Source organism: Altererythrobacter xiamenensis (assembly GCF_900177715.1).
In the GTDB taxonomy this organism is placed as follows: Bacteria; Pseudomonadota; Alphaproteobacteria; order Sphingomonadales; family Sphingomonadaceae; genus Erythrobacter; species Erythrobacter xiamenensis.
In genome coordinates this window covers 349,551-367,369 of record NZ_FXWG01000001.1, presented here as the reverse complement: position 1 = coordinate 367,369, position 17,819 = coordinate 349,551, and the positions used below count along the sequence as shown (strand labels likewise).

The window sequence follows — 17,819 nt, the reverse complement described above, 5'->3', positions numbered from 1 at the left end:
GAGCCGAGGCCACCGGATAGAACTCACGAACGGAATGATGAGCCGCGAGATATGCCGCGTTGAAGGGCGCTTCGTCGTTCTCCAATTGGTGCGCGCTGCCGCCAACCCACAGCCGACCTGCGAATACTCGCTCGAGGACGGTGCATTGCTGCATCGTGCTTGTGCAGACATCCGGGCGAGCCAGGCCGAGATGGCGCTTGCCGTTCTGGGTCAAATAGGACGTGCCGACGGTGTCGCTGTGATGGCAGATCTGGCGGATGATGGTCCCGACCATTTGCGTTGGGAAGCCCTTCGCCATGCGCTCGCACTCGATCCGCTAGCCGGCATCGACATTCTAACCGGGATGATCCGGCACGCTGACGATCAATTGCATCACGCAGCCAGCCGTTTGCGCGACCAGTTGAAGCAAACGCACCCGCAACTCTTCGCCAAGGAAACCGAACCATGCCCCGCCTGATCGAAGCGTTCGACACGCAAAGCTGCTCGCTTGAAGAGGCCATCGAAGGCATCGCACAGAGCCAGTTCGACCCGGGATGCGAAGATAGCCTCCAGGAAGCGGCCCTGTGGCTGCGCCGCCTCAACAACAATCGCAGTTTTCTCGGCGATCTTCTGATCGAGCGACTCAAGACGCAGTTCCGCGATACCGGGATCGATAGCGGCTACGGTCCGCAGGCGATCGTGCTCAGTCCCTTGCGCGATGGCGTGTTTCTCCGCGCCAATATCTGGCCATCGGAGCGCGACCATTGCTTCAAATCGAGTGGGGCGAAGACCTTCGTCTATGATGTGACGCATGATCACAATTTCTCATTTCTCACCAGCGGCTATCTCGGGCCGGGTTACCGAAGCGACTATTTTGAATATGATTATGGCGCAGCGTCAGGTTATGCGGGCGAGCGGCCGGGACTGAAGTTCATCGAGCGCGGGACGCTTCATCAGGACAAGTTGATGCTCTACCGCGCACATCTCGACATCCATAACCAGATCCCGCCCGAAAGCCTTTCGGTCTCGCTCAACGTCATGCATGTCGATCCGGTCCAGTCGTGGTTCGACCAATATGGCTTCGATTTGAATGACGGGTCGATCACGCGCGTGCTCAGCCCCAACGCGACCGAAGTCTTCCTGCGCACGGCAGTGGCGACCGGGCAGGAAGAGGCGCTCGATCTTGCCGAGCGGTTCGGCCGCAGCCATCCCAGCGACCGCTTGCGACTGGCAAGTTATGAGGCGCGAGCCTTGCTAAAAGGTGACAGTCAAACTCGGGATGACGTCTGGCGCGAGGCCGAATTGTCCGGCTGCCGGATGTTGGGCGAGTGCGCAAAGGTGAAGCGCGCCGAACTCGCCGCGGCCTGAACTTTCAGAAGGCGCTACCGGCCATGGCGTCGATTGCGCCTTGCAGGATGACTGCAGCAGCATGGCTGTCGATGCGAACGGCGCGCTTCGCACGGCTGGTGTCCTGCGCGATCATGTCGCGCTCTGCACTCGCTGTGGAAAGCCGCTCGTCCCACAAGAGCACGGGCAGGCCAAAGGCTTCGGCGAGATTGCGCGCATAGGCACGCGAGGATTGCGCGCGCGGCCCTTCGCTGCCGTCCATGTTGCGGGGCAGGCCGATCACGATACCCTTGATGCTGCGCTCCGCGATCGTTTTGGCCAGGGCTTCGCGGTCTCGGCCCCACTTGCCGCGCGGGAGGGTCTTGCCCGCGGTGGCAAAGCGCCAACCGGCATCGCAGGTCGCAACGCCTATCGTCCTGGTCCCGAGGTCCAGCCCCAGCAGTGTTCCGCCGTCATCGAGCGCCGCGCCGAAATCGCGGGGGTTGTCGCAGATCAGGGCTGCGCTTTCCACGCTTCGACCCTTGCAGCGACATCGGCTTGCGTATTCGCCCAGAACAGCGGGATGTCGTAAACGTGGTAATTGTTGCCCGGCAGGACGTAGCTGCCCATTTCGGGCGGATCACCGATCAGCAGCAGGCCGCGCTCATCGCAGCGCGCGGGCACAGAGCCGGGCACGAGTTCGCCACTGCTCATGTCGCCATCTGGAACCAGCGTACCGAGGTTGCGATCGGCGCTTGCTTCGCCGCCGAATCGCCCTGTCAGCGGGTTGGTGCAGACAATGTCTGTCGTGCCGCGCTTCTCACCGTCGAAGCCTGTCGAATTGGCGTAGGTTTCCAGCAGGTCGGACGGATCGGCGGGTTCGGCAAATGTCGACCAACTCAGGATGCAACCGGTCTGCTGTTGTGTTGCGCAGGCCGGAAGGCCAAGCGCGGGAAGGTCACGTTCGACCGAGATCGGCCAGCCGATGATATAGGCTGCGACCAGCCGCTCACGCAGCGCCGCGTCATCCAGTTCTTCGCGGATGAGTCGCAGCATATGCAGCGCACCCTGGCTGTGACCGACCAGCACGATCGGCGTGTCCTCGTCGACCGTCTGCCGGAAGAAGGCGAAGGCCTGCGCCACGTCGGCATAGGCCGCGTCGAGCGCCTGCTGCGCTTCCGGCTTGTCGGTAAGGAAGGCACCGATCGCGGCCTGGCGGTAGCGCGGCGCCCAGATCTCCGATGCCTGGTTGAAGGGGCTGGCGAGACCGCGGATGAACAGGCGCGCCGTATTGTTCGCCTCTTCATCTTCGCGCGGCGCGTTCCATTGGGCACGGCTGTAATAGCTCGTCGGGTGGACGAAGAAGACGGCGAAATCGCCCGGAGCTTCTTCGTCCGGGGCGGGGATGGCGCGGCCTTCGTCGCGATAGGCGGGCTGCCAGCGCGCCGGATCGTCCAGCCCGATACCCGGGCGGGAGAACCACAGGTCGGGATCCTGATAGGCGTTCGCTTCGAGCGGGCTTTGTTCGACGAACTCCGTAGTCGGCACCAGCGCCAACTCGGTCAGTTCGCGCGACCAGACGCGCAGTGCGATAAGTCCCACGATCACCAGCACGATGATGACGGCGACGATATAGAGGAATTTGCGCGCCATCGCTGTTTTACTCCGCCTGTGCAGTCTCGTCCTGACCAGTCTCGGCCTTCACCGGGCGAAGCGTGGTCCAGGCTCGATCCGGCCTGAGGCTGGTGAACCAGCTGACCGGATTGATGGTCGTGGAACCGTCGAGCGAGAAGGTGATGAACTCCGCGCGTCCACCGACGTTTTCGAGCGGGATCGCGCCGTCGAGCCCGCGCTCGCCGGTCGTCGCCCGGCTGTCCGCTGAATGGTCGCGATTGTCGCCCATCACGAAGACATGACCTTCAGGAATGGTGATTTCCTCGAACTCGTCGAGCGGCTGCTCGTAGTGATCGATGATCAGATAAGTCGCGCCATTGGGCAGCGTCTCGCGATAGGTCGGCGGTTCGTAGAAGACGTCACCATTGGCATCGCGCACGCGATACTGATCGAAATCGGCAAGGCATGGCGCGAAATTGCACATCAGCAGCGGTTCGACCGGGATCCTGACCGGCGGCACGACCTCTTGCGGGACGGGCTTGCCATTGAGGATGATCTGACCGCCGCGTACGGCGATCCGGTCACCCGGCAGCGCGACCACGCGCTTGATGTAGTCCTCGTCACGCACCGGATGCACGGGAATGACGATGTCGCCATATTCGGGCGTGTCGGGCAGGACGCGCCAGTCCCCGCGTGGCAACAGATGGAAGCTCGCAGAGGCCCAAGACCAGCCATAGGGATATTTGCTCACCACCAGCCGGTCCCCGACGTAGAGCGTCGGCATCATCGAGGTGGAGGGAATGTAGAAGGGCTTGGCGACCAGGCTGTGAAACGCCAGCACAGCCAGCAGCATCAGCGCCAGCCCGCGTATTTCGGCGAGCCAGTTGACCTTCTCGCTGTCCTTCTTGTCTTTGCGTTTGTTCACTCGGGTAGTGCCGATCAGGGTGCTCATAGGGGGTGCGCTTCGATGATCACGAAAGCCTGAGCCCATGGGTGATCGTCGGTTAGGGTGAGATGAATGGCGGCCTCATGGCCGTCCGGCGTCAATTCCGCAAGCCGGATTGCAGCGCCTCCCTCGAGCGCCAGCGTTGGTGCACCCGATGGCGCATTGACCACACCGATATCTTTCATGAAGACGCCGCGCCGGAAACCGGTACCGACCGCCTTGCTGAAGGCTTCCTTGGCGGCGAATCGCTTGGCGTAGGTGCCGGCGATGGTGAAGGGGCGGCGCTGCGCCTTCGCCCGCTCGATCTCGGTAAAAACGCGCATTTCGAAGCGTTCGCCGAAGCGGTCGAGCGAGTTCTGAATTCGCTCGATGTTGCACAGGTCGCTGCCCATTCCGATGATCATGATGCTCTCACTATCAGCGCGATCAGTAGCGCGACAACGATGATGTTGAGCATCACCTGCGCCTTGAAAAGGTAGTGCGCTGTGTCGCCGCGGGCACGCTTCAACGAGCCGGCATAGCCGACCACCTGCAGGACCGGCCAGCCGATCGCGAATGCCAGCATGGCTCCATTGGTGATGGCGATGCCCAGCCAGCCGAGGCTCATCAGGAATATCGCTGCCGCAATCGCAGCCCAGACCGTCTGTTGGCGGGTGAGCGTATCTTGGCTCATCGCGCTTCGTCCATCAGCTCGCGCATCTTGCGCACCGCCGGTTCGAGCCCGGTGAATACTGCCTCGCCGATCAGATAATGTCCGATGTTGAGCTCAGCGAGTTGCGGGATGGCAGCAATCGGCTGGACGTTTTCATAGGTCAGACCATGACCGGCGTGTGGCTCGATCCCGTTCTTGGCGGCGAGCGCGGCCATGTCGGCAATCCGCTTCAATTCGCCGGCCGTCCTCTCGCTGTCCCCATCGAGATGCGCGTGCGCGTATTCGCCCGTGTGAAATTCCACCACGGGCGCGCCGAGCCGCAGTGCGGCGTCGAGCTGGCGTTCGGTCGCCTCGATAAAAAGCGATACGCGGATACCGGCATCCTTGAGCCGTGCAACGATCGGTGCGATCTGGTTGTGCAGTCCTGCGGCGTCGAGGCCGCCCTCGGTCGTGCGCTCCTCGCGCTTCTCGGGGACGATGCAGGCGGCGTGCGGCTTATGCCGCAGAGCGATCTCGAGCATTTCCTCCGTCGCGGCCATCTCCAGGTTCAATGGCAGGTCGGTCGCGGCCTGGATGCGTGCGAGGTCTTCGTCGCGAATATGACGACGGTCCTCGCGCAGGTGAGCCGTGATGCCGTCCCCGCCGACGCTCGCGACGATCTCGGCCGCGCGGACCGGATCGGGATGATCGCCCCCGCGCGCGTTGCGAATGGTCGCAACGTGATCGATGTTCACTCCAAGTCTGAGTCGATTGCTCATATCAACTCCGGCTGCCGGGCTTGGTCACCGGAATAGCGGCGAGCTCGTCGGGTACTTCGTCCTCGGCATAGCTCGGGAAGCTGATATCGATCAGCGGGAAGAAGGGCACGCCCAGATCGACTTCGCCGGCCGAGCGATCGACAAGAGCGACCTCGGCGATCACTTCGCCGCCTTCCCGGCCGACCGCCTCGATCGCCTCGCGACTGGAGAGGCCGGTGGTCACCACGTCCTCGACCATCAGGACCCTGGCGCCCGGCTCGATCGCGAATCCGCGCCGCAGGTGAAACGTACCCTCGGGCCGTTCGAGGAACATGGCGTCCTTGCCTAACGCACGGCCCATTTCATGCCCGATGATGAGTCCGCCCATGGCCGGAGAAATGACGACGTCCACCTTGTTGCGAATCTCACGCGGGATTTTCTGAGCGAGAGCGCGAGCCAGATTTCCGGCGCGTTCGGCATTCATCAACACCCTTGCGCATTGCAGATAATGCCCGCTGTGCCGTCCCGAGGAGAGTTTGAAATGCCCTTCGAGCAGCGCGTCGCAGCTACGGAATTCGGCCAGCACCTCTTCATCGGTCATCGTGTTTTTATCTCGCTCTTTCACTGATGGTTGCGCGGCGAACATGCCGGCTTGCGTATTTTTCTCCCTAGAAGCGCTTGAGGCAGGGGGCAAGCGGGCCTATAGGGCGCGGCAAACCTGTGTCACAGCAGGGTAATTGACGGCGCCTGTCCGGTACTCAGACCGAGTGCAGCGGGTGCAGAGACTCGAAAAAGCGGAAAGCGCGAGACTGATGATCCGGGGTCATATTCAAAAGCAGGCTTACTTCTTCCTTGCAGCGCTTATGGCGGCTGTGCTCGTGGCTTTGATGCCTCGTGTCGCAGTTGCGCAGGACGCGGCAGAGGCCACTGCAGCCGAAACCACCGTCGATGGTGCCGAGGCTGCCGATGCGGCGGTCACGGAAACCGCCGGCAGCTATACGCCGATGGCTCCGACAGAGGGCAAGGGCATGCCGGTGCAGGGTGGGATCACCTTCCAGGACCAGTTCTCCGCCAATGGCGATTATGCCTTGTGGATGCACAACTCCATTCTGCTTCCGGTGATCACGATCATCAGCCTCTTCGTGCTTGGCCTGCTCTTGTGGGTCGTGGCGCGGTATCGTCGTGGTGCCAATCCGACGCCGTCGAAGACGACGCACAACACGCTGATCGAAGTCGTGTGGACGCTCGTTCCGGTCCTGATCCTCGTCGGGATCGCAGTTCCGTCGATCTCGCTGCTCGCGAAGCAGTACGAAACACCACCCGAAGATGCGGTGACGGTCAAGGCGATCGGTTACCAGTGGTACTGGGGTTACGAATATCCCGACAACGGCGGGTTCGAGATCATCTCCAACATGTTGGACGAAGCTGACGCGCTTGCAAGCGGTGAGCCGCCGCAGCTTGCTGTGGACAATCGCCTTGTCCTTCCGGCCAATACGCCGATCCGCCTGCAGACCACCGCAGCCGACGTGATCCACTCTTTCGCTGTGCCTTCGCTGTGGTTCAAGCTCGACGCCGTGCCAGGCCGTCTTAACGAGAAGATGCTCGTGATCGACGAACCCGGCGTTTACTACGGCCAGTGCTCGGAGCTTTGTGGCGCGCGCCACGGCTACATGCCGATCGCGGTCGAAGCACTGCCGCGCGATCAGTGGGAAGCCTGGGTGCGTCAGCAGCCGGGCGGCACTGTCGGCGGCGATGAAGGCAGCGACCAGCCGGCATTCGAGCCGGCCGAGCTCGAAGTTCCGGACAGCGTCCTACCCGATGCGCCGACGGCGGGTCCTCCGCCGACCGAAGATACCTCGCCGACGACCTGATCGCCTGGCGAACACCGAATTGAACAGACAGAATCAGTCCGAGAGTATTTGAACGATGGCCACCACCGCAGACGGTTTCGACACGCATCATGACGATCATGCCCATGATGCCGATCACAAGCCGGGCTTCTTTGCCCGCTGGTTCATGTCGACCAACCACAAGGATATCGGCACGCTTTACCTGATCTTCGCGATCATCGCGGGGATCATTGGCGGCGCGATGTCGGGCGTCATGCGCGCCGAGCTCGCAAGTCCGGGCATCCAGGTCCTGGGCTGGTGGGTCGAGTTTTTCGGCGGCGAGCCGAGCTTCGATGCCAATCTCCACATGTGGAACGTGTTCATCACCGCCCACGGCCTTATCATGGTCTTCTTCATGGTCATGCCGGCCATGATCGGCGGCTTCGGCAACTGGTTCGTGCCGCTGATGATCGGCGCGCCGGACATGGCGTTCCCGCGCATGAACAATATTTCGTTCTGGCTGACCGTCGTGGGCTTCCTGAGCCTCTGCTTCTCGCTGTTCGTACCTGGAGGTACGGGTATTGGCGCAGGCGTCGGCTGGACGGTCTATGCGCCGCTCTCGACGACCGGCTCCACGGGTCCGGCGGTCGATTTCGCGATCTTCTCGCTGCACCTTGCAGGCGCAGGCTCGATCCTGGGTGCGACGAACTTCATCACCACCATCTTCAACATGCGTGCGCCGGGCATGACCCTGCACAAGATGCCGCTGTTCGTGTGGTCGGTGCTGGTCACCGCATTCCTGCTGCTGCTGGCGCTTCCGGTGCTTGCCGCCGCGATCACCATGCTGCTGACCGACCGTAACTTCGGCACGACCTTCTTCGATCCTGCCGGCGGCGGCGACCCGATCCTCTACCAGCACCTGTTCTGGTTCTTCGGTCACCCCGAGGTCTACATCATGATCCTGCCGGGCTTCGGCATGGTCTCGCAGATCGTCGCGACCTTCAGCCGCAAGCCGGTGTTCGGTTACCTCGGTATGGCCTATGCCATGGTCGCTATCGGCGTCGTCGGCTTCATCGTGTGGGCGCACCACATGTACACCGTCGGTCTCGACGTGAACACGAAGATGTACTTCACCGCAGCGACCATGGTCATCGCGGTCCCGACCGGCGTGAAAATCTTCAGCTGGGTGGCGACGATGTGGGGCGGCAGCCTCGAGTTCAAGTCACCGATGGTCTGGGCGATGGGTTTCATCTTCCTCTTCACCGTCGGTGGTGTGACCGGCGTCGTGCTTGCCAATGGCGGCATCGACGACAACCTGCACGACACCTATTACGTCGTTGCTCACTTCCACTACGTGCTGTCGATGGGCGCGGTCTTCTCGCTCTTCGCCGGGTTCTATTACTGGTTCCCGAAGATGAGTGGCCGGATGCACAGCGAGTTCCTCTCGCACCTGCACTTCTGGGGCTTCTTCATCGGCGTGAACGTGATCTTCTTTCCGCAGCACTTCCTCGGAATGCAGGGCATGCCGCGTCGCTATCCGGACTACACCCCGGCCTATAGCTACTGGAACGAGATCAGTTCGATGGGCTACTACATCATGGCTGCGTCCATGCTGGTGTTCTTCGCCAACCTTGCCTACGCCTTCATGGCCGGCAAGAAAGTGGGGGCAAACCCGTGGGGCGAAGGCGCGACGACGCTCGAATGGACCCTGCCGAGCCCGCCGCCCTATCACCAGTTCGAAACGCTGCCGGTGATCGAGGACCATCACGACTACCACGATCACCGTCCGGCAACTGCCTGATTGGCATTCGCCCTCCCGGTAGATTGAGGGTAAGACAAACAAAAACCGGGGGGGCGCGCCGCAAGGTGCGCCTTCCCTTTATGAAACCGACCGAAACTGCTCGAGATGACCCAGGCTAGCGTTCAGACCCTCCCGGCCGATTGGCGCGATTTTTTCGCGCTGACGAAGCCGCGCGTGATGACCCTGGTGATCTTCACCGGGATCTGCGGTCTTCTCGCTGCTCCAGGCAGCATCCACTCGATCATTGGCTTTACCGCCATCCTTTGCATTGCGCTTGGCGCTGGCGGTTCGGCAGCCCTCAACCAGTGGTGGGAAGCGGATCTCGACGCGGGGATGAAGCGGACGTCGGCGCGCCCTCTCCCTAGTGGGCGTCTTCAACGTACCGATGCGCGCGATTTCGGTATTTTCCTGTCGCTCTTCTCGGTCGGAGTAATGGGAATTGCGGTGAACTGGCTGGCGGCGATCTGCCTCGCGGCCGCGGTCGTTTATTACGCCGTGATCTACACGATCTGGCTGAAGCCGCGCACGCCGCAGAACATCGTGATAGGTGGCGGAGCGGGGGCATTCCCTCCGCTGATCGGATGGGTCGCCGTTTCGGGCGAGATTACCGCCATGCCGCTGCTGCTGTTCGCGATCATCTTCATGTGGACGCCGCCACATTTCTGGGCGCTCGCGCTGTTCGTGAAGACCGATTACGCCAAGGTTGGTATCCCGATGATGCCGGTCGTCGCAGGTGAGCGCGCCACGCGTCGACAAATCCTTGCTTATGCCGGCCTCCTCGTACCTCTCGCTGCAACGCCGTGGTTCATCGGCGGAACGGGCGCGATCTACGGTGTTGCCGCGCTCGCGCTCTCGCTTGCATTCTTTGCGCTTTCGCTACCCGTTGCCTTGCGCAATTCTGAACCGGAAGGCGATGCAATGCGTCCCGAAAAGCGGCTGTTCGCATTCAGCATCCTTTATTTGTTCGCGCTGTTCGGCGCACTGGTCGTCGACCGTGTGGCAGCGGCGCAAGGATGGATCTAATGACCCCTGAAGAAGAAACCGAAATCCGCAAGCGCCAGAAGAGCCGGAATCTCGTGCTCGGCGGCGTGCTGCTGTTCTTCGTGGTGCTTTTCTACGCTATCACCATTGTACGGATGGGAGACTGAGGCGGTGACGACGGCGACGCTCGAGCAGAAGAATCTTCGTACCGGCATCTATGCCTTGATCGGTGCACTCGCCATGCTTGGCATGGGCTATGCGGCCGTCCCGCTTTACGACCTGTTCTGCCGGGTGACCGGCTTCGGTGGCACGACCCAGCGCGCGAGCGAGAGCGATGCGGCGATTGCCGAACGCCTCGCGCAGAGTGCAGGCGGCAAGACCATTTCGGTCCGCTTCGATGCTTCGACCGCGCGCGATGTTCCCTGGACTTTCCGTCCTTCGCAGCCGACCGACACGGTGCAGATCGGGGTGCGCGACATGGCGACCTATGTTGCCAGGAACAACTCTTCGATTCCGATCACCGGTACCGCAACCTTCAACGTCGAGCCGGAGCAGGCTGGCAAATATTTCAACAAGATTCAGTGTTTCTGCTTCACCGAGCAGACGCTGCAGCCCGGCGAAGAAGTCCATATGCCGGTCCTCTATTACGTCGATCCGGCGGCGCTGGAGGACGAGAATATGCAGGGCGTCGAACAGATCACGTTGAGCTACACTTTTCACAAGGCGAAGGATCAAGGCTCCTAAGCCTCTGGACCCGCGCGCCGTGGCGCTTTAAGGGCGGGTCACCCATACGACAGGATTGATTCATGGCTGGCACCAAGAACCACGATTATCACATTCTCGAACCCGATATCTGGCCGCTGATCGGCGCCTTTTCGGCTCTGACATTCACCAGTGGCATGGTGCTGATGATGCACGACATGGCCAGCTGGCAGATCGTGCTGGGGCTCGGCATCATGGGCCTGATCGCGACTTTCTTCAGCTGGTTCGGCAATGTCGTGAAGGAAGCACAAGGCGGCGACCACACGCCGGTCGTCCAGCTCCACATGCGCTACGGCATGATCCTGTTCATCGCGTCCGAAGTGATGTTCTTCGTTGGCTGGTTCTGGGCATTCTTCGACTTCGCCCTGTTCCCCGAGCCGCTCACCTACGATCCCGAAACGGGCCTGACGACCACGCTCTTCGGCCAGGAAGGCGCGCTTGCTCGCGCTACGCTGGTGCCCGAGGGCATGGAAGTCCTCGATCCGTTCTCGCTCCCGCTGCTCAACACGCTGATCCTGCTGTGTTCGGGTACCACGGTCACCTGGGCGCACCATGCGCTGATCCATGGCGATCGCGATGGTCTCAAGAAGGGCCTGTGGGCGACCATCCTGCTCGGCGTGTTGTTCACCTCGATTCAGGCATATGAATATGCCGTCGCGCCGTTCGGCTTCGGCGGAAACACCTATAGCTCGGGCTTCTACATGGCGACCGGGTTCCACGGGTTCCACGTCCTGGTCGGCACGATCTTCCTGATCGTGTGCCTGCTGCGCGCTTACAAGGGCCACTTCACTCCGCGCCAGCACTTCGGTTTCGAAGCGGCAGCATGGTACTGGCACTTCGTCGACGTCGTGTGGCTGTTCCTCTTCATCGCCGTCTACATCTGGGGCGGTTGGGGCGCGCCGATCCATTGATGGACGCGGACGAAAGTCCTGCAAACGAACAGGGGCAGCCGGAGTTCGCTCAGGCTGCCCTTTTCGGTTTGTGCCCCAAATGCGGCTCGCGGACGCTGTTTGACGGCGTCGTGCAGTTCGCGCCGCGTTGCCGTGTATGCGGGCTGGATCTTTCGCGCTTTAATGTCGGTGACGGGCCAGCGGCATTCCTGACGCTGATGATCGGCGCACTGATCGTTGGCCTTGCGCTGTGGCTCGAAGTGGCGCTGGCGCCGCCTTTCTGGGTGCACGCGCTGATCTGGATTCCGATAACCACGGGCGCGGTGCTGCTCGGCCTTCGGGTGGCAAAGGCATGGCTGCTGATCGCCGAATATCGCAACAAGGCGGCTGAGGCGGTTTCCTCGTCAGGCGAGGAAGGTGAGCGGTGAATCTCCGCAAGCTGCCCATCATTCCGACGATCATCGTCCTTGCTGCAGCCGGTGTCATGGTCGCGCTCGGCTTCTGGCAGTTGGGCCGGGCCGACGAGAAGGAAGCGCTGATTGCGCGATATAGCGATGCTGGCGAGGTGGTGGGTCTCGTCGCATGGCCGACCAGTGCTGCCGAAGTTGAACAGCGCCTCTACCGTCGTAGCGCCGTCGATTGCCGCGAGGTTATCGGACGCAGGACCAGCGCTGCCACGGCCGCCAATGGCGCGAAGGGCCTTGCGCAGATTGCCACGTGTCGATTTGCCAATGGCGAGGAAGCGGAGGTCGCGCTCGGCTTCACAAGGCAACCGCTCGAGGGCGATTGGTCGGGCGGCGAAGTTCAAGGCACGATAGCTCCCGGACCGCGTCTAGTGGCCGATCCCCCGGTCGCCGGTCTCCAACCTCTTGCCAAGCCCGATCCGAGCGACCTGCCCAACAATCACCTTGCCTATGCCGGCCAGTGGTTCTTCTTCGCGCTGACGGCTCTGGTGATCTATTTCCTCGCGATCAGAAAGAAGCTGCGCGAGGAAGCTTGAAGGGCGCAAAGCGCTCCTTTCTTGCCCAGCGGTCCCAGCGCGGCTAACCGGCACGGCGATGGAATATATCTCGACCAGAGGGAGCGCGCTCGCGCTCGATTTCGAAGGCGTCACGCTGGCGGGTCTCGCGAGCGACGGCGGGCTTTACCTGCCGCGCGAGTGGCCGCAGTTCAGCGAAGCCGAGATCGCCGATATGGCTGGCTTGCCTTATGCAGAACTTGCCGCGCGGATCATGGCGCCGTTTGTTGGCGACAGCCTGAGTGAGGAAGAACTGCTGAGCCTATGCCAGCAGGCCTATGGCCGCTTCGCGCATGATGCGGTGACCCCGCTGGTCCAGCTCGACGAGCGGCAATGGCTGCTCGAGTTGTTCCACGGCCCCACGCTGGCGTTCAAGGACGTTGCGCTGCAGCTCCTCGGCCTGCTGTTCGAAACCTTCCTCAGCCGCCGCAAGTCGAACCTGACCATCGTCGGCGCCACGAGCGGCGATACTGGTTCTGCGGCGATTGACGCGGTCGCGGGGCGTGAAGGCGTCGACATTTTCATGCTGCACCCGAATGGCCGGGTCAGCGACGTCCAGCGCCGCCAGATGACGACCGTTCGCGCACCCAACGTCCACAATATCGCTATCGAGGGCAGCTTCGACGACGCGCAGGCGATGGTGAAGCGCATGTTCTCCGACGAGAGCCTCACCAGCCGCTTCCACATCGGTGCGGTCAACTCGATCAACTGGGCGCGGCTCATGGCGCAGGTGGTCTATTACTTCGCCAGCGCACTGCAACTGGGTGCGCCGCATCGCGAAGTCGCGTTCAGCGTGCCGACCGGCAATTTCGGTGACGTCTTTGCAGGTTACGTCGCGGCGAAAATGGGCCTGCCGATCTCGCAGCTGATCGTGGCGACCAACGTCAACGACATCCTCCACCGCGCGCTGACCGACGGAGATTACTCGGCCGGGACCGTCACGCCGACGGCTGCGCCAAGCATGGATATTCAGGTCAGCTCCAATTTCGAACGGCTCCTGTTCGATTGCGGCGGCCGCGATGGGTCGGCCATGGCCGAGCAGATGCGCGGTTTTGAAACCACCAAGGCGATGCAGCTGACGAACTCGCAGCGCGAAGGGGCAGCGCAACTCTTCACCAGCGCGCGCGCAGATGCAGACGATATGGCGCGCGCGATTCGCTGGGCGCACGATCATTCCTGCCAGGTCATAGACCCGCATACAGCCATCGGGTTGCACGCCGCGCAGCAGGCCGACATCGCAACGAGCACTCCGATTGTAACGCTGGCGACCGCGCATCCGGCGAAGTTCCGCGATGCGGTCGAGCGCGCGATCGGTCTGAGGCCGGACCTGCCCACTCGCGTCGGCGATCTGTTTGCGCGCGAAGAGGCTTACACAGAGCTGCCGGGCGAATACGACACCGTGCGCGACTTCATCGCCGAGCGTGCAACACCGGCAAACTGATGGCCGAACTGGTTCGCAATCCAATATTGATGGTCGGCGAAGGCTGGGACGCCTATCGCCTGCTCGATAGTGGGCATGGCAGGAAGCTCGAGAGTTTCGGTCCCTACAGTTTCATCCGCCCCGAACCGCAGGCCATGTGGAGCCCGCGCCTTGGCGATTGGGATGCCGATGGCGAGTTCCTTCCCGGTTCGGATGAGGATGGCGGGGGACGCTGGAACCTCTCGCCAGAAGTCCCTGAGGAGGGCTGGGAGCTTTCGTGGGACGAGGCGCGCTTCACGGCGCTACCGACACCCTTTCGCCACCTGCAGTTCTTCCCCGACATGGCGCCGGTGTGGAACTGGATGCGCGCGCAGCTCGAAGGCCGGGATGACGCGGAAACGCTCAACCTGTTCGGCTACACCGGCGTCGGCTCGCTTGCGCTCAGCCGCCACGGCCGGGTCACCCATGTCGATGCGTCGAAAAAGTCCGTGGCCCAGGCCCGCGAGAATGCCGCGCTGTCGGGGATGGAGGACCGGCCGATCCGCTGGCTGGTCGACGATGCCGCCAAGTTCGCCGCGCGCGAGGTGCGCCGGGAAAACCGCTATGACGGGATCATCCTCGATCCGCCCAAGTTCGGCCGCGGACCCAAGAACGAGACCTGGCGGCTCGAGGAAAGCCTCCCCGGGCTGCTCGCCGATTGCCGCCATCTGCTCGATAGTGAAAGCCGGTTCCTGTTCCTTACGGTCTATGCCGTGCGAATGAGCAGCCTTGCGCTGGCGGGGTTGGTTGACGATCTCTTCGCCGATCTGCCCGGTACAATCGAGCACGGCGATCTGGCCGTGCAGGAACAGGGGGAGGGTAGACGCCTTTTGCCGACCGCGATTTTCGCACGCTGGAGCAATTCAGGCTAAGCCCGCGCCATGAACGATTCGCTCATCCTGGAAGTCGCCGATTTCGAACACGATGTCCTGACCGGCATTTATTCGGAGGAGACAGGCAAGCCGCAACCGCTCCGCATCACAATCCAGGCGCGGCTGACACCCGAAGCACGTTACGAGCCTGACACGCCGCTCGAAGCGAGCAAGAACTACATGGACCTAAAATTCGCGGCCTCCGGCGCGCTTCCCGAAGGTGTGCATTTCAAGCTGATCGAAGCGGTTGCCGACCACATTTGCGAAACGCTGTTCGTGCAGGACGCCCGGGTCGAGGCGGTAACGGTCAAGATCGTCAAGCTGGCGATTGCCGAGGCGGGCGAGAAGATCGGCATTACCCTGCACCGCGAGCGGAAATAACCGGAGGTGCAGGCGGTCCTCACCATAGACCGATTGCCGGAATGCGAGATCGAAGCTGCGGCGAGCTTCCATGCGCATTGGCTTGAGGCTGCGCGAGAGGCTCTGTCGGATGAGGCCGATTCGCTCGTGCTCGCGCTTCCTTCCGCTCCCACATCGCATGATGACTGGCGCAGGGCATTGGCGCGCGACCTCGCCCGGGCGCATGCCCCTAAGCTGGTCAATATCATCAGCGCCCCCGATTCTGCCACGCGCGATGCGATGCTATCCTATTTGATGGATGCGCCGGGCGTCACGGGACAGTATCTTCCCGGTCATGAGTAGAGTGCGCGATGTCTTGATGCCCGCAAGCGAGGCCAAGCCGCTGGTCGATACTTTCCAGCGCCGTATCACATACCTGCGTCTGTCGGTCACCGATCGCTGCGACCTGCGCTGCACCTATTGCATGCCCGAACGGATGCAGTTTCTCCCGCGCAAGGAAGTGCTGAGCCTGGAAGAGCTCTACAAGCTATCGCTCGGCTTCATCGCGCGCGGCGTGACCAAGATCCGTATTACCGGCGGCGAACCTCTGGTCCGGCGCGACATTCTCGAGTTATTCCGGGCGCTGGGGCGCAAGCTAGGCCCCGCGGGACATGGCGGGCTGGAAGAGCTGACTCTCACGACCAATGGCACGCAGCTGGCCCGCTACGCTACCGATCTTCATCGCGCTGGAGTGCGGCGGGTGAATGTCTCGCTCGACACGCTCGACGAGGGCAAGTTCGCGCGACTCTCCCGCCGGGACAAGCTCAAGGATGTGCTGGTCGGCCTTGCGGCGGCGAAGGAGGCAGGCCTCAAGGTCAAGATCAACACCGTCGCGCTCAAGGGCGTGAATGAGGATGAATTGCCCGATCTCATCGCATGGGCCCATGGCGAAGGACACGATCTCACGCTGATCGAAGTCATGCCGCTGGGTGACGTGGATGAGGACCGCGTCGATCACTTCCTGCCGCTTTCGGACGTGCGGGCACGGCTCGAACAGCGCTGGACGCTCGAACCGCTGTCCGAAAGCACCGGAGGTCCGGCGCGTTATGAGCGGATTGCGGAGACCGGCGGCAAGCTCGGCATGATCACGCCGCTGACCAACAATTTCTGCGCCGGGTGCAATCGCCTGCGCGTGACTGCGACGGGCCAGCTTTATCCTTGCCTTGGCGGCGGTGAGCGGGTCGATCTGCGCGCCGCACTGCGCTCCGAGAATCCGGAAGCCAATCTCGAGCGCGCGCTGGTAGAGGCGATGACGATCAAGCCGGAGAAGCATCACTTTGACATCTCGGAACGCGGCGCCGAACCTGCCCAGCCGCGCCACATGTCCATGACGGGCGGCTGACATGGCGGTGACGGTCGTTTTCCTTGGCCCCTTGCGCGATATGGCAGGCGAGGATTCTCGCGAAGTCGCCGCTCCGCTCGATTGGGAGGGCCTGCTGGCTGCGGTGGGCGACGAAATAGCCGGGCAATTGCGCAACGAGCGCGTGAACGTCGCTTGCGCGGGCAAGGTGCTCGCGGACAAGGCGGCATTGCTGGCTCAGGACGGCGACGAGGTCGCGCTGCTTCCCCCAGTCAGCGGTGGCTAGGCTCTCGATCTCAAGACCTTCGGACGTTCGCGTCCTCACCAGGGGCTTGAGCTTCGGCGAGGGGCTTGCGGCTTTCAACGCCGCACATGAAGAGGCGGGAGGTGTCGCGAGCTTCGTCGGGAAAGTCCGCCCGGGTGGCGGAGTCGAGGGGCTGGAACTGCAGCACTACCAACCGCTGACCCTACCGGGGATGGAGGAACTGGCTGCCAGCGCGCTAGACCGGTTTACGCTCGACGGGCTGCTCATGTGGCACCGGGTCGGCTATCTCCAGCCGGGCGAGGGGATCGTGCTGGTCGCGGCTGCAGCCCGGCATCGCCGCGCTGCTATCGAAGCGGTGGATTTCGCCATGGATCATCTCAAGAGCGCCGCCTGGTTCTGGAAGCGCGAGAAGCGGCAGGGACAGTGGCACTGGATCGAGCCGCGCGGCGAAGACTATTCCGATCGCGCGCGCTGGGACAAAACGTCCAGGGTTTGATCTGCATCAAGGCAGGCGAATCGGTCTGCGAGCATGACAATCTCCGAAACAAGGAGATATCGTCATGTCGAAACGCATTACTCAGGAAGTCGTCCTCGAAAGAGCCCGCATCGTCGAGGCTCCGCGCACGCCGACCAAGGTTGATCGCAGTTTCGAGCTTCCCCGCGCGCTCTATGGGGCAACCGTGGGGGCCTACCTCGGGTTCCTCGGCGTGACGGCGCTGGCGTTTTCGACACCCGGCCTGATCATTCCGATGGTGATTTTCACCTTCTTTATCGTCGCCGGTTTCGGGCTCCCGACCATCTGGACGCGGATGCGCCCGGACAACGATAAATCGGCCAAGAGCTGGACGCGCTTCGCGAGCGAAGGGATCATGACCCACACCGGACGACTGGCCGCGAAAGATGCAACCATTCAGGTTCTGATCCTGCCGGTCCTGGTTCTGCTTTGGGGATTTGCGGTGGTGACGATAGCCGCGACGGTCTGAGAGGGG

General features: G+C 62.4%; 25 protein-coding genes. 18 read left to right on the top strand and 7 right to left on the bottom strand.

The genetic code is table 11. The annotated features are described in order from the left end of the window. Positions 1-37 precede the first annotated feature (37 nt). Positions 38-457 carry a hypothetical protein gene (locus tag CCE89_RS01935; protein ID WP_143255936.1) on the top strand — a complete coding sequence of 140 codons (420 nt, stop codon included), beginning with the start codon at positions 38-40 and terminating at the stop codon, positions 455-457. After that, positions 445-1,347, top strand: a complete 903-nt coding sequence (locus tag CCE89_RS01930) for a hypothetical protein (RefSeq protein WP_086436344.1) — start codon at positions 445-447, stop codon at positions 1,345-1,347. Before CCE89_RS01935 ends, CCE89_RS01930 begins: the two co-directional genes overlap by 13 nt. Before the next feature lie 4 nt (positions 1,348-1,351). On the opposite strand, the gene ruvX is transcribed toward CCE89_RS01930, so the two are convergent. The 7 genes from ruvX to pyrE are packed head-to-tail and all read right to left on the bottom strand — an operon-like array spanning position 1,352 to position 5,855. Continuing rightward, complete coding sequence (gene ruvX, locus CCE89_RS01925; RefSeq protein WP_086436343.1) at positions 1,352-1,837, bottom strand: Holliday junction resolvase RuvX; 486 nt, start codon at positions 1,835-1,837, stop codon at positions 1,352-1,354. Further along, positions 1,819-2,958, bottom strand: a complete 1,140-nt coding sequence (locus CCE89_RS01920) for a DUF3089 domain-containing protein (protein WP_086436342.1) — start codon at positions 2,956-2,958, stop codon at positions 1,819-1,821. Before CCE89_RS01920 ends, ruvX begins: the two co-directional genes overlap by 19 nt. 7 nt (positions 2,959-2,965) lie before the next feature. Continuing rightward, positions 2,966-3,871, bottom strand: a complete 906-nt coding sequence (lepB, locus tag CCE89_RS01915; protein ID WP_086436341.1) for a signal peptidase I — start codon at positions 3,869-3,871, stop codon at positions 2,966-2,968. Beyond that, positions 3,868-4,269, bottom strand: a complete 402-nt coding sequence (gene acpS, locus CCE89_RS01910) for a holo-ACP synthase (protein WP_086436340.1) — start codon at positions 4,267-4,269, stop codon at positions 3,868-3,870. Before acpS ends, lepB begins: the two co-directional genes overlap by 4 nt. Then, positions 4,266-4,538, bottom strand: coding sequence for a hypothetical protein (locus CCE89_RS01905; RefSeq protein ID WP_086436339.1), 273 nt, complete (start codon positions 4,536-4,538; stop codon positions 4,266-4,268). The genes acpS and CCE89_RS01905 overlap by 4 nt, the downstream gene beginning before the upstream one ends. Further along, positions 4,535-5,275, bottom strand: coding sequence for a pyridoxine 5'-phosphate synthase (locus tag CCE89_RS01900; RefSeq protein ID WP_086436338.1), 741 nt, complete (start codon positions 5,273-5,275; stop codon positions 4,535-4,537). The genes CCE89_RS01905 and CCE89_RS01900 overlap by 4 nt, the downstream gene beginning before the upstream one ends. Before the next feature lies 1 nt (position 5,276). Continuing rightward, a complete protein-coding gene (gene pyrE / locus CCE89_RS01895) occupies positions 5,277-5,855 on the bottom strand; it encodes an orotate phosphoribosyltransferase (RefSeq protein ID WP_086436337.1) in 579 nt (192 codons plus the stop codon). A gap of 286 nt (positions 5,856-6,141) precedes the next feature. On the opposite strand from pyrE, the gene coxB reads away from it, so the two are divergent. From coxB to CCE89_RS01820, 16 genes are all read left to right on the top strand, one after another. After that, positions 6,142-7,125, top strand: coding sequence for a cytochrome c oxidase subunit II (coxB, locus tag CCE89_RS01890; protein WP_234989889.1), 984 nt, complete (start codon positions 6,142-6,144; stop codon positions 7,123-7,125). A 55-nt stretch (positions 7,126-7,180) separates the two neighbouring features. Then, a complete protein-coding gene (ctaD, locus tag CCE89_RS01885) occupies positions 7,181-8,884 on the top strand; it encodes a cytochrome c oxidase subunit I (RefSeq protein WP_086436335.1) in 1,704 nt (567 codons plus the stop codon). 105 nt (positions 8,885-8,989) lie between these two features. Continuing rightward, complete coding sequence (locus CCE89_RS01880; protein WP_086436334.1) at positions 8,990-9,907, top strand: heme o synthase; 918 nt, start codon at positions 8,990-8,992, stop codon at positions 9,905-9,907. Continuing rightward, a complete protein-coding gene (locus tag CCE89_RS15510; RefSeq protein WP_268762204.1) occupies positions 9,907-10,032 on the top strand; it encodes a hypothetical protein in 126 nt (41 codons plus the stop codon). The genes CCE89_RS01880 and CCE89_RS15510 overlap by 1 nt, the downstream gene beginning before the upstream one ends. Positions 10,033-10,036: 4 nt before the next feature. Next, a complete protein-coding gene (locus CCE89_RS01875; RefSeq protein WP_086436333.1) occupies positions 10,037-10,609 on the top strand; it encodes a cytochrome c oxidase assembly protein in 573 nt (190 codons plus the stop codon). Positions 10,610-10,671: 62 nt separating this feature from the next. After that, entirely contained in the window at positions 10,672-11,538 is an 867-nt protein-coding gene (locus CCE89_RS01870) for a cytochrome c oxidase subunit 3 (RefSeq protein ID WP_086436332.1), read from the top strand. Then, entirely contained in the window at positions 11,538-11,945 is a 408-nt protein-coding gene (locus tag CCE89_RS01865; RefSeq protein ID WP_086436331.1) for a DUF983 domain-containing protein, read from the top strand. The genes CCE89_RS01870 and CCE89_RS01865 overlap by 1 nt, the downstream gene beginning before the upstream one ends. Beyond that, complete coding sequence (locus tag CCE89_RS01860) at positions 11,942-12,517, top strand: SURF1 family cytochrome oxidase biogenesis protein (RefSeq protein ID WP_234989888.1); 576 nt, start codon at positions 11,942-11,944, stop codon at positions 12,515-12,517. Before CCE89_RS01865 ends, CCE89_RS01860 begins: the two co-directional genes overlap by 4 nt. A 58-nt stretch (positions 12,518-12,575) precedes the next feature. Further along, positions 12,576-13,976, top strand: coding sequence for a threonine synthase (thrC, locus tag CCE89_RS01855; protein ID WP_086436330.1), 1,401 nt, complete (start codon positions 12,576-12,578; stop codon positions 13,974-13,976). Next, complete coding sequence (locus tag CCE89_RS01850; protein ID WP_086436329.1) at positions 13,976-14,866, top strand: class I SAM-dependent methyltransferase; 891 nt, start codon at positions 13,976-13,978, stop codon at positions 14,864-14,866. The genes thrC and CCE89_RS01850 overlap by 1 nt, the downstream gene beginning before the upstream one ends. A 9-nt stretch (positions 14,867-14,875) precedes the next feature. Further along, positions 14,876-15,247, top strand: coding sequence for a dihydroneopterin aldolase (locus CCE89_RS01845; protein ID WP_086436328.1), 372 nt, complete (start codon positions 14,876-14,878; stop codon positions 15,245-15,247). 6 nt (positions 15,248-15,253) lie between these two features. Beyond that, on the top strand, positions 15,254-15,568 hold the full coding sequence (locus tag CCE89_RS01840) for a Rossmann fold domain-containing protein (protein WP_143255935.1): 315 nt from the start codon (positions 15,254-15,256) through the stop codon (positions 15,566-15,568). Next, positions 15,561-16,607 (top strand): GTP 3',8-cyclase MoaA, encoded by a 1,047-nt coding sequence (gene moaA / locus CCE89_RS01835; protein ID WP_234989887.1) that lies wholly within the window; start codon positions 15,561-15,563, stop codon positions 16,605-16,607. Before CCE89_RS01840 ends, moaA begins: the two co-directional genes overlap by 8 nt. Position 16,608: 1 nt before the next feature. Then, positions 16,609-16,851 (top strand): MoaD/ThiS family protein, encoded by a 243-nt coding sequence (locus CCE89_RS01830; protein WP_086436326.1) that lies wholly within the window; start codon positions 16,609-16,611, stop codon positions 16,849-16,851. Next, the gene (locus tag CCE89_RS01825; protein ID WP_086436325.1) at positions 16,844-17,326 is read left to right on the top strand and encodes a molybdenum cofactor biosynthesis protein MoaE; all 483 of its coding nucleotides are present in this window, start codon (positions 16,844-16,846) and stop codon (positions 17,324-17,326) included. Before CCE89_RS01830 ends, CCE89_RS01825 begins: the two co-directional genes overlap by 8 nt. Positions 17,327-17,390: 64 nt before the next feature. After that, entirely contained in the window at positions 17,391-17,813 is a 423-nt protein-coding gene (locus tag CCE89_RS01820) for a hypothetical protein (protein ID WP_086436324.1), read from the top strand. The last annotated feature ends 6 nt before the right edge of the window (positions 17,814-17,819 follow it).

What these genes read in the sequence shown, in the direction of transcription:
- CCE89_RS01880 (WP_086436334.1), top strand. Translation starts at nt 8,990, where the DNA reads ATGACCCAGGCTAGCGTTCAGACCCTCCCGGCCGATTGGCGCGATTTT.
- lepB (WP_086436341.1), bottom strand. Translation starts at nt 3,871, where the DNA reads ATGAGCACCCTGATCGGCACTACCCGAGTGAACAAACGCAAAGACAAG.
- moaA (WP_234989887.1), top strand. Translation starts at nt 15,561, where the DNA reads ATGAGTAGAGTGCGCGATGTCTTGATGCCCGCAAGCGAGGCCAAGCCG.
- CCE89_RS01870 (WP_086436332.1), top strand. Translation starts at nt 10,672, where the DNA reads ATGGCTGGCACCAAGAACCACGATTATCACATTCTCGAACCCGATATC.
- CCE89_RS01905 (WP_086436339.1), bottom strand. Translation starts at nt 4,538, where the DNA reads ATGAGCCAAGATACGCTCACCCGCCAACAGACGGTCTGGGCTGCGATT.
- ctaD (WP_086436335.1), top strand. Translation starts at nt 7,181, where the DNA reads ATGGCCACCACCGCAGACGGTTTCGACACGCATCATGACGATCATGCC.
- CCE89_RS01920 (WP_086436342.1), bottom strand. Translation starts at nt 2,958, where the DNA reads ATGGCGCGCAAATTCCTCTATATCGTCGCCGTCATCATCGTGCTGGTG.
- CCE89_RS01850 (WP_086436329.1), top strand. Translation starts at nt 13,976, where the DNA reads ATGGCCGAACTGGTTCGCAATCCAATATTGATGGTCGGCGAAGGCTGG.
- CCE89_RS01930 (WP_086436344.1), top strand. Translation starts at nt 445, where the DNA reads ATGCCCCGCCTGATCGAAGCGTTCGACACGCAAAGCTGCTCGCTTGAA.
- CCE89_RS01865 (WP_086436331.1), top strand. Translation starts at nt 11,538, where the DNA reads ATGGACGCGGACGAAAGTCCTGCAAACGAACAGGGGCAGCCGGAGTTC.
- thrC (WP_086436330.1), top strand. Translation starts at nt 12,576, where the DNA reads ATGGAATATATCTCGACCAGAGGGAGCGCGCTCGCGCTCGATTTCGAA.
- acpS (WP_086436340.1), bottom strand. Translation starts at nt 4,269, where the DNA reads ATGATCATCGGAATGGGCAGCGACCTGTGCAACATCGAGCGAATTCAG.
- CCE89_RS01845 (WP_086436328.1), top strand. Translation starts at nt 14,876, where the DNA reads ATGAACGATTCGCTCATCCTGGAAGTCGCCGATTTCGAACACGATGTC.
- CCE89_RS01820 (WP_086436324.1), top strand. Translation starts at nt 17,391, where the DNA reads ATGTCGAAACGCATTACTCAGGAAGTCGTCCTCGAAAGAGCCCGCATC.
- pyrE (WP_086436337.1), bottom strand. Translation starts at nt 5,855, where the DNA reads ATGACCGATGAAGAGGTGCTGGCCGAATTCCGTAGCTGCGACGCGCTG.
- CCE89_RS01830 (WP_086436326.1), top strand. Translation starts at nt 16,609, where the DNA reads ATGGCGGTGACGGTCGTTTTCCTTGGCCCCTTGCGCGATATGGCAGGC.
- CCE89_RS01900 (WP_086436338.1), bottom strand. Translation starts at nt 5,275, where the DNA reads ATGAGCAATCGACTCAGACTTGGAGTGAACATCGATCACGTTGCGACC.
- CCE89_RS15510 (WP_268762204.1), top strand. Translation starts at nt 9,907, where the DNA reads ATGACCCCTGAAGAAGAAACCGAAATCCGCAAGCGCCAGAAGAGCCGG.
- CCE89_RS01935 (WP_143255936.1), top strand. Translation starts at nt 38, where the DNA reads ATGAGCCGCGAGATATGCCGCGTTGAAGGGCGCTTCGTCGTTCTCCAA.
- coxB (WP_234989889.1), top strand. Translation starts at nt 6,142, where the DNA reads ATGCCTCGTGTCGCAGTTGCGCAGGACGCGGCAGAGGCCACTGCAGCC.